Here is a 13,825-nt window from a genome sequence, read left to right on the forward strand (position 1 = left end):
TTGTTAGGTGTTATCTATCAGACAATGATTTTGGATAGAGACTATGCAAAGCCTCCATTCCCGTCTCGCAAAGCTTGAGGGCGCAGCGTTCAGCCCCATGCATCGCAAGCGGGTGCTCTGGGCCATTCAGGGGCCGCACAACATGCCAGAAGGTGCCGCCGTCGCGTTCCTTCGGGAGTGCGGTCACGCGGTGCGGGACGAAGATCTCAACATCATCCGGATCGTCGTCGGCGCCGAGGAAGGGCGGCCCGTCGATCTGCCGCTGAAGTACATCTCGCGGGAGTGCTACCAATGACCCGCGGTCCTGTATTTTCGCTGTTGTTTACAGACGGTTGCCACCGCTTGGGGGGCTGCTGATGCCGAGCGGGACCAATCAGTTCGAACCGGGCCGGAGCGGGAACCCGAACGGCCGTCCTAAGGGATCACGCAATCGCTCGACCAAGGCGTTGGAGGCCATCTTCGACGGCGAGAGCGAGGCCCTGACCCGCCGGGTGATCGAGCTTGCCTTGGACGGCGACACGGTCGCGCTGCGGATGTGCATGGACCGGCTGATGCCCGTCCGAAAGGATCGGCCGATTACTTTCACATTGCCGGAGATCGAGACGGCAGCCGACCTGACGAAGGCGACCAAGGCGCTCCTCCGGGGCGTGGCAGACGGCGAGATCACCCCGAGCGAGGCCGCGGAACTGTCGAAGCTAGTGGACGCGCACACGAAGGCGATCGAGGCCGTGGATCTCGCGACGCGCCTGAGCGCGCTGGAGCAGGCCACAGGAGGCAAGCGATGATCCCGAAGCTCATGGATAGGCTGACCCGGCTGGAAGCCGCCACGGCCCCGCCCTCACAGGGCAAGCATCTCGCCTTCCGGGTTGAGGCACCACGCGGGATACCGGTCTGCGAGATCGTCACGTTCCTCCGCGAACGCGGGCACGCCATCCACGACGACGACAGCGTGCTCGTCATGAACCTCGCCGCCCACGAGCACGACGGCCTCGCGCCACTCCGGGACCTGAGGCCGGATCTGATGACGGAGGATGACCGAGCCCGAGCCGGGGTCGCTGCGAATTGGCCGATCGGCGCCGGATCGTCCTTCACGTTCAACCTAGATAGCCCCGGAAAAGCCCGATGATCTCGAAACTCGCGGAACGGCTCGCCCGTCTCGAAGCCTCCTTCGTATCGAGATCCAGCCAGGATGGGCCGTCCCGTGAACTGGTGCGGATCTGGCTGCGCGCGGTCGCCATCGCCCTCGGCGGTTATCCTCGTTCCCGGCAGTCGGTCCCGCCGTATCTGGAGGACACCTTCAGCGACGGCTTCGCTCGGGGGCTTGGGTATGCCGACCACGACGACATGGAAGCCCAGGCCAAGGCGAACCCTGAGGACTGGGGGCGGCGGATCGAGCAGGCGCACGCGTCCTTGTGCCAGCGGTACGAGGCGGACGGCTTCCCTGATCACAGCCAGCGCGGATTTCGGGTTCTCTGCGCGGCCCTCGACGAGTGGGGCGCAGCGAAGTCGCATAACCCGAACTGGCCCGAGACGGACGACAGCGACACCCTTGCCCGCGCCCTGACGTTCTACGGCGTGCGGGACGAGCCGACGAGAACGTCCGCATGACTTCGAACCTGTTGGCCCGCCTCGCCCGCCTTGAGGCCACTCACGCCTCGCCGGTCGCGTTGGACACGTCGTTCACCCCGGCGTTGCGTCTGCTGCGCCTGCTGCTCGCCGTCTACCTCGGTGACCTTCGACCCGGTGAGGATGTCGTCGCGAGGGAGGCGCGAGCGTTGGGGTACGAGAACGCGGTCGAGATGCACTCCGCCATGACCGCGAACCGGACTAGCGTCATCAGTTGGGACAGTGCGCACAACATGGCGGTGGCCCGGATGCTGGCGCCCTTCGGCGGTGGGGCTGGTGCGGGCATAACGGCCAACCGCGATGCCCTATCCGCCCTGCTGACGACCCTGCCGGTGGCCTTCGCCGACCTCTCGGACGCGAACCCCGAACATCTTGATGCGGCAGCCGAATGGGTGAGCCTATGACACCGATCACGCTCAGCAAGCGCCTTGCGCTCTTGGAGTCGGCACGTAGCGCAGCACCGATCAGGCTTTCGACTGAGGAGGCGCAGGAAGCAGCCCGGAGGTACGAGGCGAGCCTGTACGCGCCGGAGGAGCCCGATCCCCATGCCTTGGCGTACTGGGCGACCGGCACCGTGCACCAACTCGCCTCAGACTACGACGCGATGTTGAAGGGCGCTCCAGCACCATGGGAGTGAGGTCTATGAGCAAGAGCGAACTCGATATCCACGAAGAAATGCTCCTGCCCTTCAAAAATCAATTTTATCTGGAGCTTCCGCCAGATCCGCGCATCATCGACCCGGCTCGCATCAGGGCTCTCCGGGAGCGTATCCTGTCCCCCTATAGCTACAAATGGCGCGGGGAGGACGCCGACTTTGAGATCGCTGAGGCGATCTTCGGTGCTCGAAGGGCCGAGAACCCAAAGAACGTCGTCCACCTTGTCACAGATATGATGTTGCGAGACGAGCGCGGATACTCGACGCGTTCACGCTTTCCCGGACCTGAGTTCAAGAAGCAATACTACGTCACTGTCGCGATCTCGACCCTACCGAAATACATTCACGAGCATGGACCTGGAGCGGGTCTGATGGAGAGGCTGTTTCCCGGCTTCGGCTACGATTACCAGTTCCGAGGGAAATTTCAGAGGCTCCGCCTTGCTAAGGAAGACGAGCTTGGTCCGTGGATCGAGTCCGATTTCCAGCCGAAGATGCTGGTGGCGGCGGTGCTTGAACGACTGGAGCGGTATCCTGAGGAAGCACCGCAGTGGCGGCGCTTATGAACATCACCAGCCTGCGCCAGCGCCTCGAACGGCTGGAGGCCGAAAAGATCTCGACGCTGACACCGTCGAGGCCCGATCCGCTCCTGACCATGTTGCAGGTCCTGATTGCCCACCACCTCGGGAACGCTGGCCCGACCGACAGCATCGCGGAGTCGATGGCTCGGGGGCTCGGTTACGACAAGGGCCATACCTTGATGATTGCCCTACGCGCTGGTCGGGAGACGCCGGTCGCCGAAGATCTCAGCAGCCGGTGGCGGGACGCCACACGCCGCCTGCTCGCCATCAAGGATGCGGCGCCGGGCTGCGACGGCCCGATATTCGCGGCCGTGGTGGAGGCGTTGTTCTATGAAATGCCGGAGCGCCTTCAGCGGCACCCGATGGTGGCGGAGTTCGGCTTTACATCTCGGGCGGCGTGCCCCCCGGTCGGTCAGAATTGGTTCAGGCTTTCAGTCTATCCTTGAATTGAAGACGGCCCCGGATCACTCCAGAGCCGTCCTCTACTGGGTAATGCACTGCACTTTTCTGAATTTCTGTTTTCTCAGCATATTACATTCACTGAGTTTTGAACTCACATGCTGCTTTTTCTACACTTACGGCTGAGTTCATAACGTTCGGGGTTTCTTCCTGGCTTCGGCTAGCCGAGGTAACATTTACTGCACATGAGTTGTTGTCATATATCAGGTTAAAAGCCGTTTGGATTTTCATCGTAACCCCGGTGCCGCGTGTAGCCCACTCCTCTGCGAAGACCGAATAATTTTTAGGGCCGATCCTTTTCATTGTAAAACAATACTTATTTCTTGGCCAGTATTCGTCATTTGAAATATCTGTAAAGCAACCACGCCCTCCATTTGGGCCAAACTTTACGCTTTGGGCCTTCTTTTTAACGAAATTTAGGGGCGCGCTTTCACTAACCGAAAAATTGTTACCATCTGTTAAGATGTATGGATACGTGCCGCCGCCGTACCCTTCCGGGGTCGATGTCCAACTGATAGTAATATTTATCAACGCCCCCTCCGCATGAGCCAAGTCTATGGTTGTTAAAGATAAAAGCGTAGCCATTGCATAAGTGGATTTACGAATTGATTTTTGAATGAAGTTTTTCATTAATTTCATTGGCTCCCGGAAGCGTTGTTGTTGCCAGCCCTAGAAAAATAAAGAAATTTTACGCAGATGTTGCATATCATTTTCTCTCTACAGAGCATTTCGCCCAATTTAGAGGATTTGCCGGTATCATGCGTCCTCCGTGTGTTTCGTTGGCACTTGCAGAGTTAACCTGAATACTACAAGAGCTGTCGGTATAAGTAAGGTTAAAATCGACATTATTGATGAATTTTTCCCCGGTAGCACGAAGCATCGTGTCCTGCCACTTAATATGGTAGTAATTTTGCCCAATACGACGCATATTAATGCAGTATCCAAATTTTACCCAGTAATCGCCTCCACGCTTAGACCAGCATTTTTGACCGCCGTTTAGACCGAATTTTGCATCTTTTATCTTGAATACGTCCATCGACAATAGTTCAGTAATTGCGAAGGAATTTCCGTCAGTGAGAATAAAAAGCTGCACATCGCCAACCGATGTAGAGCCAGCTTCATCTCCCCAATGTATTTTTGGTTCAATGAGTAACGCCTGCGCTGAAGAAGTGCTGACATTCGATGTGTATCCGAGTAAGGCGATTACGAGGAACTGAGCTGGTTTCAGCCAATAATATCTGTAATTTTTATGTTTGATGAATTTGTTAGAAGGTTTTATCATGACTCAGCCCCACAGTCTATTGCGTCTACGCTTGACATTATTCTTGCGAATTAGATTAATGCTGATTTTAAAATAGATTTTAGCAGCTGGAATAATTCCCTACAGTAATACAATTTGATTTAGGGGATTTGACAATCGCTCGCACTTTCATTTTCGGCGCAAATGATCGCGGCGGATTTTCGTTGATCTGGATTGATCTCTGCGCCAAGTGTCTCGGCTTGTATACAATGGTCTTTTGTCTAAGCGGGATGTTGATACGAAAATTTTCTTTCTTGACAAAGGGGCATACACGACCGGATCTGATCCGCAACGTTTCAACTGCTTCTAAAGTAGGTTTGACGGTGTCAAGACTAGCATGCGCGATACGGTTATAAGTCGTCATAGCCCGTACCGAAGCAGCCCCCCAGGTTCCATCGACCGCCTCGGGATCGCAACCGACACGCTTCAACTCGGCTTGGAGTACGCGGCCAACGTCAACCTGTGGGAGCACCGTAGGAGGACGAGGAGGCGTTGGCGTTGGCGTTGGGACATTCACCGGTTGCTCCGGCGCGGGGCTGGGCTTCGGTGGCACCGAGCTGAGCGTCGCGATATGTGCTCTGACATCGCCAGTGAAGCGGCCATTTGGGTAGAGCAGTAGGTAGGTGTTCGAAAGTTCGGTTTGGTTCGAGCCGAGCGCCCTCTGCACCATCCGCTGTTCCTGCGCGGCCTGTAGTTGGTGCACGAAGCGCATCTCGTTAGGGAATTGCGTCGAGGCTACCATACAAGCTTGCAGCCCAGTTTCCAGATCGGTCTTAGTTAGTGCCGACGTGCTTGCATTCGCATCGATGAGTCGATCGCAGTTATTCTCCCCTGGAGTCCCCGTCTGTTGAGATTTCGGCTGGAAGTAAAATTCCCCAAGAAGCTGATCGTAGTAGCTCGGGATCTGGCTCCTGCCGGTGCCGGATAACGCTGCTTGGCGTACTTCTGCCCGCAACCGCTGGACCATCGGCCTGATTTCAAGGCCATCCTGATCGATGAGGGTCAGCAGCTTGCGCGTGAACAGACCGTTGGGGTTGGCATCTTGTTCCCCGAGGTTGTCAATTGCCTCTTCGCCGACGCCCGCCGAGAAAATCACGAAGGTGCCGCGGGGCGGATCGACACGACCGAGCCCTCGCGTCGCGCCGAGTGACCGCGTTGCGACACCGCCGCTTATTTCACGCAAGGGATTGTTACGGCAGGCATCAAGGATGACTAAGCTCACGCGGGCGGACCGACCCTCCAGGTCGAGGAGGAGGTCTGTTAGGTTGAACCCTTCGGTGCGAAGCATGCGCTCCTGATCAGGCGAGAGAGGTGGAATGTCGATAGGCAGCAGGTAATTCGAACCATTCAGTTCGACGCCGTGTCCAGCGTAGTAGACGAGTGCTTCGCTTCCCGGTTCGACACGCGCAAGGAATGTGGAGACCGCCTCGTTCATGCTCCGTCGATCAAGATCAGTTCTGTGTAGGACTTCGTACCCGAGCTTTTGCAGCTTTGTCGCCATAGCTGCGGCATCGCTCCTTGTGTTCTTCAAAGATGAAACGTTGCGATATGCGCCGTTTCCAATCACAAGAGCGAAGCGCTTTATCGACGTATTGACGGCCACAGTAGCGTTAAATGTCACGCTTGGCCCTTCTTGAGCATGAAGTACAGTAGTTATATTGAACAATATTAAAATATAAGCAGAAAATACGCATAGTATGAACGCTAAAACGGCCTTCCCTCCACTGCCCGCGCGCACCATTTCTTGTCCCACCATTGCAGGTTTAACATACACGGCTTATGGCGGAAGGCTCGACGGTTGCAAAGCTGGTTACATGATGGCTCATAAATTTCGCGGGCTACTGTGGTCAATTTCCATCATAACGGGCATTGGGATCGTCAGCCAAGCTTCTGTATCTGCTCAATCGGTCGAGTCAGAGGTGGAGGAACAGGGGACTGGGGCGCAGCCGCTTTCGGCAGAGGAATTCGCACGTTTACCGAAGACGCCAGAGTACCGCGCCTTCTTGCCGGAGCGGGTTGACCTATCGCCGCGATTTCCAACGCCCGGGAGCCAGGGGTCTCAAGGTTCCTGCGTCGGTTGGGCGGTCGGTTATGCGGCACGCGCTTACTATGCTGACGCCGCTGAAGGCCGGAATGTCCACGATGCAAGCAATATTCCGAGTCCTGCCTATATATATAATAGCATTATAAGCAATTCAAGTAAATGCAATTCAGGTTCCAGCATTGTTGACGCCCTAAATTTGCTGAAAAATAAAGGGTCATTATCTCTTAAGAAATATCCATATAATGTTGCTCAATGTCAAAGGCCAGATAGTGAAAAGCAATCGCAGGCTGGAGATTTTAGAATTGAACGTTGGATGGCAGTTAATTATAGCTCGATTGACCAAGTAAAAGGCGAGCTTGCGAAAGGCCACCCTGTCATAGTATCATTAAGAACTTCGGGACAATTTCATAAACTACAGCGTGGACAAATATATAGGTTGGTAGGTGGCCACGAAGATCGATGGCATGCGCTTCCGATGATTGGGTACGATGAGACGCGTCAGGCTTTCAAGTTCATAAATTCTTGGGGCACGAACTGGGGCGATCGTGGTTTTGGCTGGATCAGCTACGACTCGTTCCGGTCTGAGGTTAGAGATGCCTATGTCATGCGGCCCCTGAAGCCCGTCGTCCCTGAGCGAAAAGAGACTCCTATCCCCCCTCCGCCAGAAGTACGGATCAAACCGCCGACGCCGACACCAGCCCCCGATCCGGTCGTCCGCATTGATCCGAAACCGACGCCGTCGCCAACCCCGGTTTCAGTGCCTGAGTTCGAATGCGGGCGTGTTCAAGCCAAGCAGCAAGGAGAGAAAATTACCTTCTCTGGGTTTGTGGGCTCGGACAACGATTTGCGGGCGCTGACGGAGCGCGCTCGGACGATCAACGCCGATGTCGATGTAGCCGTGCGACCCTGGCCGCAATGCGAGGTTCTGCTCACTCTGGAGAAGCCCCTAGCCGAAGCCGATCGCCCTAAGGTTAAAATCACGAGTTCTGGCAAAGGCACACAGGCGGACGACTATCTTCAGATCGCGGTGAAAAGTCCGACGTACCCGAGCTTCTTGCAGGCCGCCTACATCCAGGCCGATGGATCGGTTGTCCATCTCATTCAGACAGATAGCCTGCACCTCAAGGCCGTCCCGCCATCTAGCAACATCGTTTTCGGTGCGGTGGACGGCACCGGTCCCAAGTTCAAAGTCTCACCACCGTTCGGTCGCGAATTGCTGATCGTTCTGGCGTCGCGCAGCCCCTTGTTCGCTACACCTCGCCCCCAGCAGGAAACCGAGCGGCAATTCCTGACCGATCTGCGCAAGGCTCTGATAGCCAAACCCGATGCGGCCGCGCCTGATCGAGTGGTGTCGGCAGGGTTTGACTCGATCATCACGTCAGAGGCCACTGTGATTTCAACCGGGGGAACCCAGCCGTGAGGAACATCACTCTCGCCCTGCTTTGCACGCTTCTCGGCGCCCCGGCATGCTTTGCTCAGGAGCCAGTGCCATCAACACCAACAACGGAAGAGATTGTTCGTTCGCTCAATCCGACGACAGCTGCTCAAACTCGTTCGTTGCGAGGTATCCAGGTAGTGCCTGGAAAAGAAGCTGCGCCTCCCTCTATCGATCTAACAATCAACTTTCCCTATGACTCCGCGAAACTCGGAGGAGAGGAAATGCTGGTTCTGAAGCGGCTTGGGAGTGCGCTTCAGGACCCCCGCTTGGCGTCGTACTCATTTTTGATTGCAGGGCATACAGATGCAAAGGGCTCAGAAGAGTACAATCAAAAACTATCAGAAGCACGCGCGAAAGCTGCACGTGAGCATCTAATCTTCTTCTACGACATCGATCCGAAGCGACTGCAAGCTGTGGGCTATGGCAAGAGCAAGCTCGTCGCGCCTGATCAACCCGAGAGTGCTGCAAACCGTAGGGTTCAGATTGTGAATTTGGGGCCATCCAGCTAGGCGCGGCGTCATAACTTAATTATTGCTCACAGAAACCCGCTTCCTGAGTGCCCCTTGAAGGCGTTCGCGCGGCGGATGTAGCCGACGACGGTGCGGGGGTCACGGTGGCCCGACTGGTCCATGATCCGGGCGAGATCGGCCCCACGTTCGGCCGCTGGTCCTTACACCGGCACCGCTTGGATCACGTTGCGCAGCGTGCCGAGCCCGACGATCTCCGTTTCCATGATGTCGCCGGGCTTGAGGAATTCCGGCGGCTTGCGGGCGTTGCCAATGCCGGGCGGCGTACCTGTCGCAATGATATCGCCCGGTACCAGCGTCAGGCCGTGCGACAGCTCAGCGATGATGCGGGGGACCTTGAAGTACATCTGCTGGGTCGAGGCGTCCTGCTTCACCACGCCGTTGACCCGGGTCAGGAGGTGCAGGTTCGAGGGATCGAGATCCGACGCGGGCACGATCCAGGGTCCGATCGGACCATAGCCGTCGAGGCTCTTGCCCTTGAACCACTGCCCGCCGTGCAGCTTGATCTGCATGTCTCGGGCAGTGGTGTCGTTGATGACGCTGTAGCCAAACACGTGGCTCATGGCGTCGGCTTCCTTGATGTTGCGCCCGCCTGTGCCGATGATCACCGCGAGCTCCACTTCCCAGTCGATCGCGGTCGAGACCTCGGGGTCATAGGGAATCGGGTCGTAGGGACCGTTCACGGTGTTCACGCCCTTGGTGAAGAATACCGGGTGGGCCGGGTATTCCATGTTCGTACCGCGCACCGCTTGGCCCTCGGCGAAGTGCTCCAGGTAGTTCCAGCCAACCGCGTAGATGTTGCGTGTCGGCGCCGGGATCGGCGCGAGTAGGCGTACGGTCTCGACCTGTGGGCCATCGCCCGCGGCCGCCGCGCGGCGGACGGCATCGAGCGCAGCGGGCCCAGCCTCGATCAGCGAGACCATCCGCGCGGGGTCGAAGCCTGGGACTGAGGCTCGCGACAGATCGATGACGCGTCCGTCCGAGCGCACGACACCCAGCTTGGGCGCACTGCTGCCATCCGGCGCGAACGTGACGAGGCGCAGCGCGTCCCCACCAGCGGGCGGGATCGGGCGTCCTGGACCTGCGGCCGGCGCCTGGGCGGAGGCTGAAGAAGCCAGAGCCCCGACCGCGGTGGCTGCTACCGTGAGGTTCAGGAAATCACGCCGGGTGCTCATGAGCCGTTCTCCTCCGCGCTCACCCTTCGCTGAGGCGTTGCGCTCAAAGACCGTCGGCCGTCCAAATTCAGAATGCAATCAGGCGGGGCGACAGTCGGGCGTCGGCGTTGCGGTATCTGCAAGGGCGCTCCTCGCTGTGGGGCTGATCACGTTTGCGGCTTCATGGCCTGAGCCAGCTGCCTAGCCATTGCCGTCACATCATCCGGTGACGGGCTCGAAGGAGAGAGGCGCTCGTTCTTACCCGTGATCGGTGCCAAATTTGGAGCCATGACGCCGGCCATCACCGTGTTGACGAGGCCGCGCACGAATTCCGAAGCTTGCGGGTCCGACCGCCATGGGCCGTTGCCCAAGTGCTCTCGGAACGATCGAAGAACGCTGGCCTGCGCAAGGAGAAACGATGCGATCCTGTCGTCGCCGAACAGGTCGGCGAGGGTCTCGTTCTCTGCGAAGCTTTTCTCCAGGCGATCGGTTATCTCGGCATTGAGGCTCCGATCACCTCCTGAAGCGGCATCCTCCAGGCGCGCTCGAAGGTGCTCAGGGATCCGCAAGGTGATGTTGACCCGATCTGTCGGCGTCTTTGCCATTGCCCATCCATTCCCGCTGTAAAATCATCGGCTTGCGCTGTCGCGCAGCGGGCTCCACTCAACACGAATCGGCGTCACTTTTGACACCATACAGGTTGCAAAAGTCGCTGTAAGGCGTCATAAATGACGCCACGTTATTTCACCGCCTCGGTGCCATGGATAAGCGCGCATCATCACCAATGGCACCGGCCGTGCGCTTCCGCATCGAGCCTGCTTATGCGCCTCCAGAAAAGATCGCGCGCAGGCTCTGCCTGACGCCGCGCGCATTCGAGGAATGCCGAGTGCAACTGCTGGCCCGCGGCTTCCCGCGGCCGGACGAGACTACGGGCATGTACGACCTCGAAGCTGTGGATCGCTGGCGCATGCACCAGTCGGCAAGGTTCTATCCCGAGTTGGCGCCGTCGCTGGTTGATGCGGCTTCGGCGGCACCGACTTCGAGCATGGGAGACCGGTTCTATGAGGCCCAGAAGCGCAGCGGGCGCAGTTGACCTGCCTCGGTATGTGAGGGTTCGTAAGAAGGCCTCTGGCCGCCTCTACTACTACTACCAACGCTACCGGCAGACCGATCGTGAGTGGCCACCGCTGACACTCCCACGAGACACGAACGATCCCGAGTTCTGGCGGCGATGCCGTCAATGCGCCGAACTCGACGCAGCGCGACTGAACGGCGAATGGAAGTGGTCCTGGCTGGGCAAGGGTGACCGCCGGCACGATTTGCCGGATCCTGCTCTTGCTGGGCTCAGTGTCTTCTGGGGCGCTGTTGACGCGGCGGAGAAGGCTGACCGCACAGCGCAAAATCAGGTCGATAAGACGTTCGGAGCTCTCGCCGAAGAATATATGGCGCACACCAAGTTCACCGGCTTAGCTGATCAAACCAAAGATAACTACGGACGTCATCTAAAGACAATCATCCAGACCTGGGGCAATGATCGGGTTGCAGCTCTGACCACTGCAGATGCGCAAAAGGCAATCGACAGCTATCAGTCCACACCTAGCTCAGGGATCTATTTCCGCGCCGTTTTGTCACGATTGATTGGTTTCGGCATTCCACGAGGCTACTCGCCAACCAACGTAGCCGAGGCAACGGAGAAGATTGAGTACGAGTCCGATCCACATGAGCCCTGGCCGAGCTGGGCTTTCGAATTATTCTTTGAGCACGCACGCGTCGGCATGCACCTGCCGGTCTACTCAGCCTTGTACACCGGCCAGCGCTCCGGCGATGTGATCGGCATGCTTCGTCCGATAGCTGCAGCGAATGCCATCGCTCTTAAAACCCAGAAGACTGGAGCAGACACGTTCATTCCGATCCACTCGGAATATCGCGAGGTCCTGGCCGCCACCCATGTCGAGCACCCGCGGCTACACCTCCGCGAGGATGGCGAGCCCTGGACCGTAGCCGGCTATCGCACCGCTTGGCAGCGGGAGATGACGTCCACGAACGCTAAAGGACGGCCCACGTTGGCCTCTCCCGCCAAGCAGGCCGCCATGCAGCGCATCCGCGACGCAGGCCTCGTGTTCCACGGACTGCGTAAGAACGCCGTCAACATGCTGCTTGAGGCCGGATGCACCGAGGCCGAGGTGGCCGCGATCGTAGAGATGTCAGAGCAGATGGTGCGGCATTACAGCCGAGACGTGAACAAGCGACGGCTGGCCCGGAACGCGATGAAGAAGCTTGAGGCCGGCTGGGAGGAGACGAGACGCAACCTATTGGGGAGCACCCCAACGATAAAGCGATGACGGTTTGGCAACCGCCTCTATAATTTTGGCAACCGCGTGTTGAGAGGCGGCTGCGGTCAAACAGAAAAATATTAGTGGTGAGATAGGGTTAGACTGGTGCTGCGAGACAGGATTGAACTGTCGACCTCTTCATTACCAATGAAGTGCTCTACCACTGAGCTACCGCAGCAAGCGCCGTGGCGACCCCGCTTGGGGGCGTGTCCGTCCGGCTGAGAGGGGCAATAACGGATCATCGCCGGCTTGGCAACGGTGGGTTACGCGTCCGTCGCCTTAACTTGCCGGCATGTCGCGCGAATGATCGCCGCGAGGCCCGGTTCGGACACGGCCTCGGCGGCCTCGGCGGGCGTGAACCAGCGCAGCTCGCGCTGGTTCACCTCGGGGAAGTTCTTGAGCTGCTTGCGAACCTTGAGCGGGAACACCTTGACCTGGCACAGGACCGCGTCGAGGTTCTTCAGGCGCTTCTGGTAGACGTAGTAGCCGAGCGGACGCTTGCCGACATCGCCGCGCAGGCCGGCTTCCTCGTAGGCTTCGCGCGCCGCCGCCTCGAACGGCTTGCGGCCCTTCATCGGCCACCCCTTCGGGATGACCCACCGCCGGCTTTCCCGGGAGGTCACCAGGAGAATCCGGTTCTCGCCGTCGCGCCCCTGCTGGAACGGCAGGACACCCACCTGCCGGCGCGGTTCAGTCGTATCCTCGACCGCGGCCGTCACGACAGGACCGGCCGGGTCGGAACCCGCATTGTGCCCCGCCGGATCGACGGCGCGACAGGGATTTGAAGCGGAGAGCAGATCGTCTGATCCTCGGTCGGCGCGGGCATGCATCAGCAACAAGGTACGCAGTATCAGCAAGTGACGTCAACGTAAGCGCGCGAGCGAGGGAAAAGTTCAGCACAAGACTGATATCTCCGATTCCTCTCTAGTTACCTGGCTAAGGCTGGACCGACCGATCCGTCACGCCGTCCGCCGCGCCGCCCGCTCCCCCGAGGCCGGGACCGCTGCGGACGCCATGCCGGCAGAGACCGCGTCGGCTCCCGGACCAGCCGGCGGGCTGGCTGCGGGGATGATGGTCGGAAGCGGGGCCGACGGCGTCGGCTCGGCCGGGACGAGGACGGGCTTCGGCATCTCGGGCTCCTCCGGCTCCACCGCGGGCGCGGAGGGCGCGAGCGTGTTCGGCGGCTCGCGCCACGCGAAGGCGTCGAGCCGGCCGCTGACCGGCGAGACCGGCGCCCAGGTGTCGGACGCGATGCCGTCGGCGATCCAGACCGGGTCGCGCGGCGCCCGCGCCGCCCGGGACAGCCACTCGCGGGCCTGGCCGGACGCCGCGCCGTGCTCGGCCTCCTCGATCGCCGCCATCATCAGGCTGGAGCGGACGGTCGGGCGGTCGGCGAGCAGCGGCTTCAGGGCCTCCCGGGCCCGGCCGTATTCGCGCGCGTCGAGGGATGCCTGTGCCACGGCGAGGCGGGATTCCGGATCCCAGGACGAGAGTTTGGCCAGGGTTTCGGCCCGGGCCAGGCGGTCGCGGACCGAATCGCCGGGGCGCAAGCCGAGATAGACCTTGGCGAGGTCGGGGTGCGGATTGGTCTTCCAGGCCGTCTCGACCACCTTGGCGGCCTTGCGCAGGTCGCCCCGGCGCGACAGCAGGCGCCCTGCGATGCAGGCCGCCGGAACCAGGTCGGGGGCGAGCTTGACCGCCTGCAGGGCGC

General features: G+C 59.4%; 17 protein-coding genes, 1 tRNA gene and 1 pseudogene. 11 read left to right on the plus strand and 8 right to left on the minus strand.

Annotated elements, in window-relative coordinates; translation table 11 throughout:
• Window positions 1–43: 43 nt before the first annotated feature.
• The 7 genes from FV228_RS01345 (at window position 44) to FV228_RS01375 (ending at window position 3,305) form a co-directional block, all read left to right on the plus strand.
• A complete protein-coding gene (locus tag FV228_RS01345; RefSeq protein WP_147852947.1) occupies window positions 44–295 on the plus strand; it encodes a hypothetical protein in 252 nt (83 codons plus the stop codon).
• A gap of 61 nt (window positions 296–356) precedes the next feature.
• Window positions 357–785, plus strand: coding sequence for a DUF5681 domain-containing protein (locus FV228_RS01350; protein ID WP_147852948.1), 429 nt, complete (start codon window positions 357–359; stop codon window positions 783–785).
• Window positions 782–1,126: a hypothetical protein gene (locus tag FV228_RS01355; RefSeq protein WP_147852949.1), complete on the plus strand. Its 345-nt coding sequence runs from the start codon at window positions 782–784 to the stop codon at window positions 1,124–1,126. The genes FV228_RS01350 and FV228_RS01355 overlap by 4 nt, the downstream gene beginning before the upstream one ends.
• Window positions 1,123–1,608 (plus strand): hypothetical protein, encoded by a 486-nt coding sequence (locus FV228_RS01360; protein ID WP_147852950.1) that lies wholly within the window; start codon window positions 1,123–1,125, stop codon window positions 1,606–1,608. The genes FV228_RS01355 and FV228_RS01360 overlap by 4 nt, the downstream gene beginning before the upstream one ends.
• The gene (locus FV228_RS01365) at window positions 1,605–2,030 is read left to right on the plus strand and encodes a hypothetical protein (protein WP_147852951.1); all 426 of its coding nucleotides are present in this window, start codon (window positions 1,605–1,607) and stop codon (window positions 2,028–2,030) included. Before FV228_RS01360 ends, FV228_RS01365 begins: the two co-directional genes overlap by 4 nt.
• A gap of 238 nt (window positions 2,031–2,268) precedes the next feature.
• Window positions 2,269–2,844, plus strand: a complete 576-nt coding sequence (locus tag FV228_RS01370) for a hypothetical protein (RefSeq protein WP_147852952.1) — start codon at window positions 2,269–2,271, stop codon at window positions 2,842–2,844.
• Window positions 2,841–3,305: a hypothetical protein gene (locus FV228_RS01375; RefSeq protein WP_147852953.1), complete on the plus strand. Its 465-nt coding sequence runs from the start codon at window positions 2,841–2,843 to the stop codon at window positions 3,303–3,305. Before FV228_RS01370 ends, FV228_RS01375 begins: the two co-directional genes overlap by 4 nt.
• Window positions 3,306–3,396: 91 nt before the next feature.
• Here FV228_RS01375 and FV228_RS01380 read toward each other — a convergent pair whose 3' ends face one another.
• The 3 genes from FV228_RS01380 to FV228_RS01390 all read right to left on the minus strand — a co-directional run bounded on the left by FV228_RS01380 (window position 3,397) and on the right by FV228_RS01390 (window position 6,374).
• Window positions 3,397–3,948 carry a hypothetical protein gene (locus FV228_RS01380; RefSeq protein WP_147852954.1) on the minus strand — a complete coding sequence of 184 codons (552 nt, stop codon included), beginning with the start codon at window positions 3,946–3,948 and terminating at the stop codon, window positions 3,397–3,399.
• Window positions 3,949–4,024: 76 nt separating this feature from the next.
• Window positions 4,025–4,600 (minus strand): hypothetical protein, encoded by a 576-nt coding sequence (locus FV228_RS01385; protein ID WP_147852955.1) that lies wholly within the window; start codon window positions 4,598–4,600, stop codon window positions 4,025–4,027.
• Between the two features lie 79 nt (window positions 4,601–4,679).
• On the minus strand, window positions 4,680–6,374 hold the full coding sequence (locus FV228_RS01390; RefSeq protein WP_147852956.1) for a caspase family protein: 1,695 nt from the start codon (window positions 6,372–6,374) through the stop codon (window positions 4,680–4,682).
• Between FV228_RS01390 and FV228_RS34725 the strand changes: the two genes are divergently transcribed.
• A complete protein-coding gene (locus FV228_RS34725; RefSeq protein WP_147852957.1) occupies window positions 6,316–8,082 on the plus strand; it encodes a C1 family peptidase in 1,767 nt (588 codons plus the stop codon). The two genes, FV228_RS01390 and FV228_RS34725, sit on opposite strands and share 59 nt — an antisense overlap.
• On the plus strand, window positions 8,079–8,609 hold the full coding sequence (locus FV228_RS01400; protein WP_147852958.1) for an OmpA family protein: 531 nt from the start codon (window positions 8,079–8,081) through the stop codon (window positions 8,607–8,609). The genes FV228_RS34725 and FV228_RS01400 overlap by 4 nt, the downstream gene beginning before the upstream one ends.
• Before the next feature lie 161 nt (window positions 8,610–8,770).
• On the opposite strand, the gene FV228_RS01410 is transcribed toward FV228_RS01400, so the two are convergent.
• A complete protein-coding gene (locus FV228_RS01410; RefSeq protein ID WP_147852959.1) occupies window positions 8,771–9,802 on the minus strand; it encodes a fumarylacetoacetate hydrolase family protein in 1,032 nt (343 codons plus the stop codon).
• Window positions 9,803–9,948: 146 nt separating this feature from the next.
• On the minus strand, window positions 9,949–10,386 hold the full coding sequence (locus FV228_RS01415) for an Arc family DNA-binding protein (RefSeq protein ID WP_147852960.1): 438 nt from the start codon (window positions 10,384–10,386) through the stop codon (window positions 9,949–9,951).
• A gap of 179 nt (window positions 10,387–10,565) precedes the next feature.
• Between FV228_RS01415 and FV228_RS01420 the strand changes: the two genes are divergently transcribed.
• Both FV228_RS01420 and FV228_RS01425 read left to right on the plus strand, forming a co-directional pair.
• A complete protein-coding gene (locus FV228_RS01420) occupies window positions 10,566–10,874 on the plus strand; it encodes a hypothetical protein (protein ID WP_246693788.1) in 309 nt (102 codons plus the stop codon).
• A gap of 13 nt (window positions 10,875–10,887) precedes the next feature.
• On the plus strand, window positions 10,888–12,123 hold the full coding sequence (locus FV228_RS01425) for an integrase (RefSeq protein ID WP_246693789.1): 1,236 nt from the start codon (window positions 10,888–10,890) through the stop codon (window positions 12,121–12,123).
• A gap of 94 nt (window positions 12,124–12,217) precedes the next feature.
• Here FV228_RS01425 and FV228_RS01430 read toward each other — a convergent pair.
• The 3 genes and pseudogenes from FV228_RS01430 to FV228_RS01440 form a co-directional block, all read right to left on the minus strand.
• Window positions 12,218–12,292, minus strand: a tRNA-Thr gene (locus tag FV228_RS01430).
• Window positions 12,293–12,377: 85 nt separating this feature from the next.
• Window positions 12,378–12,833: an NUDIX hydrolase gene (locus FV228_RS01435; protein ID WP_147852963.1), complete on the minus strand. Its 456-nt coding sequence runs from the start codon at window positions 12,831–12,833 to the stop codon at window positions 12,378–12,380.
• A gap of 240 nt (window positions 12,834–13,073) precedes the next feature.
• Window positions 13,074–13,825: pseudogene (locus FV228_RS01440) on the minus strand (heme biosynthesis protein HemY); the annotation flags it as partial.

The organism is Methylobacterium sp. WL18, from assembly GCF_008040015.1.
Taxonomy (GTDB): Bacteria; Pseudomonadota; Alphaproteobacteria; order Rhizobiales; family Beijerinckiaceae; genus Methylobacterium; species Methylobacterium mesophilicum.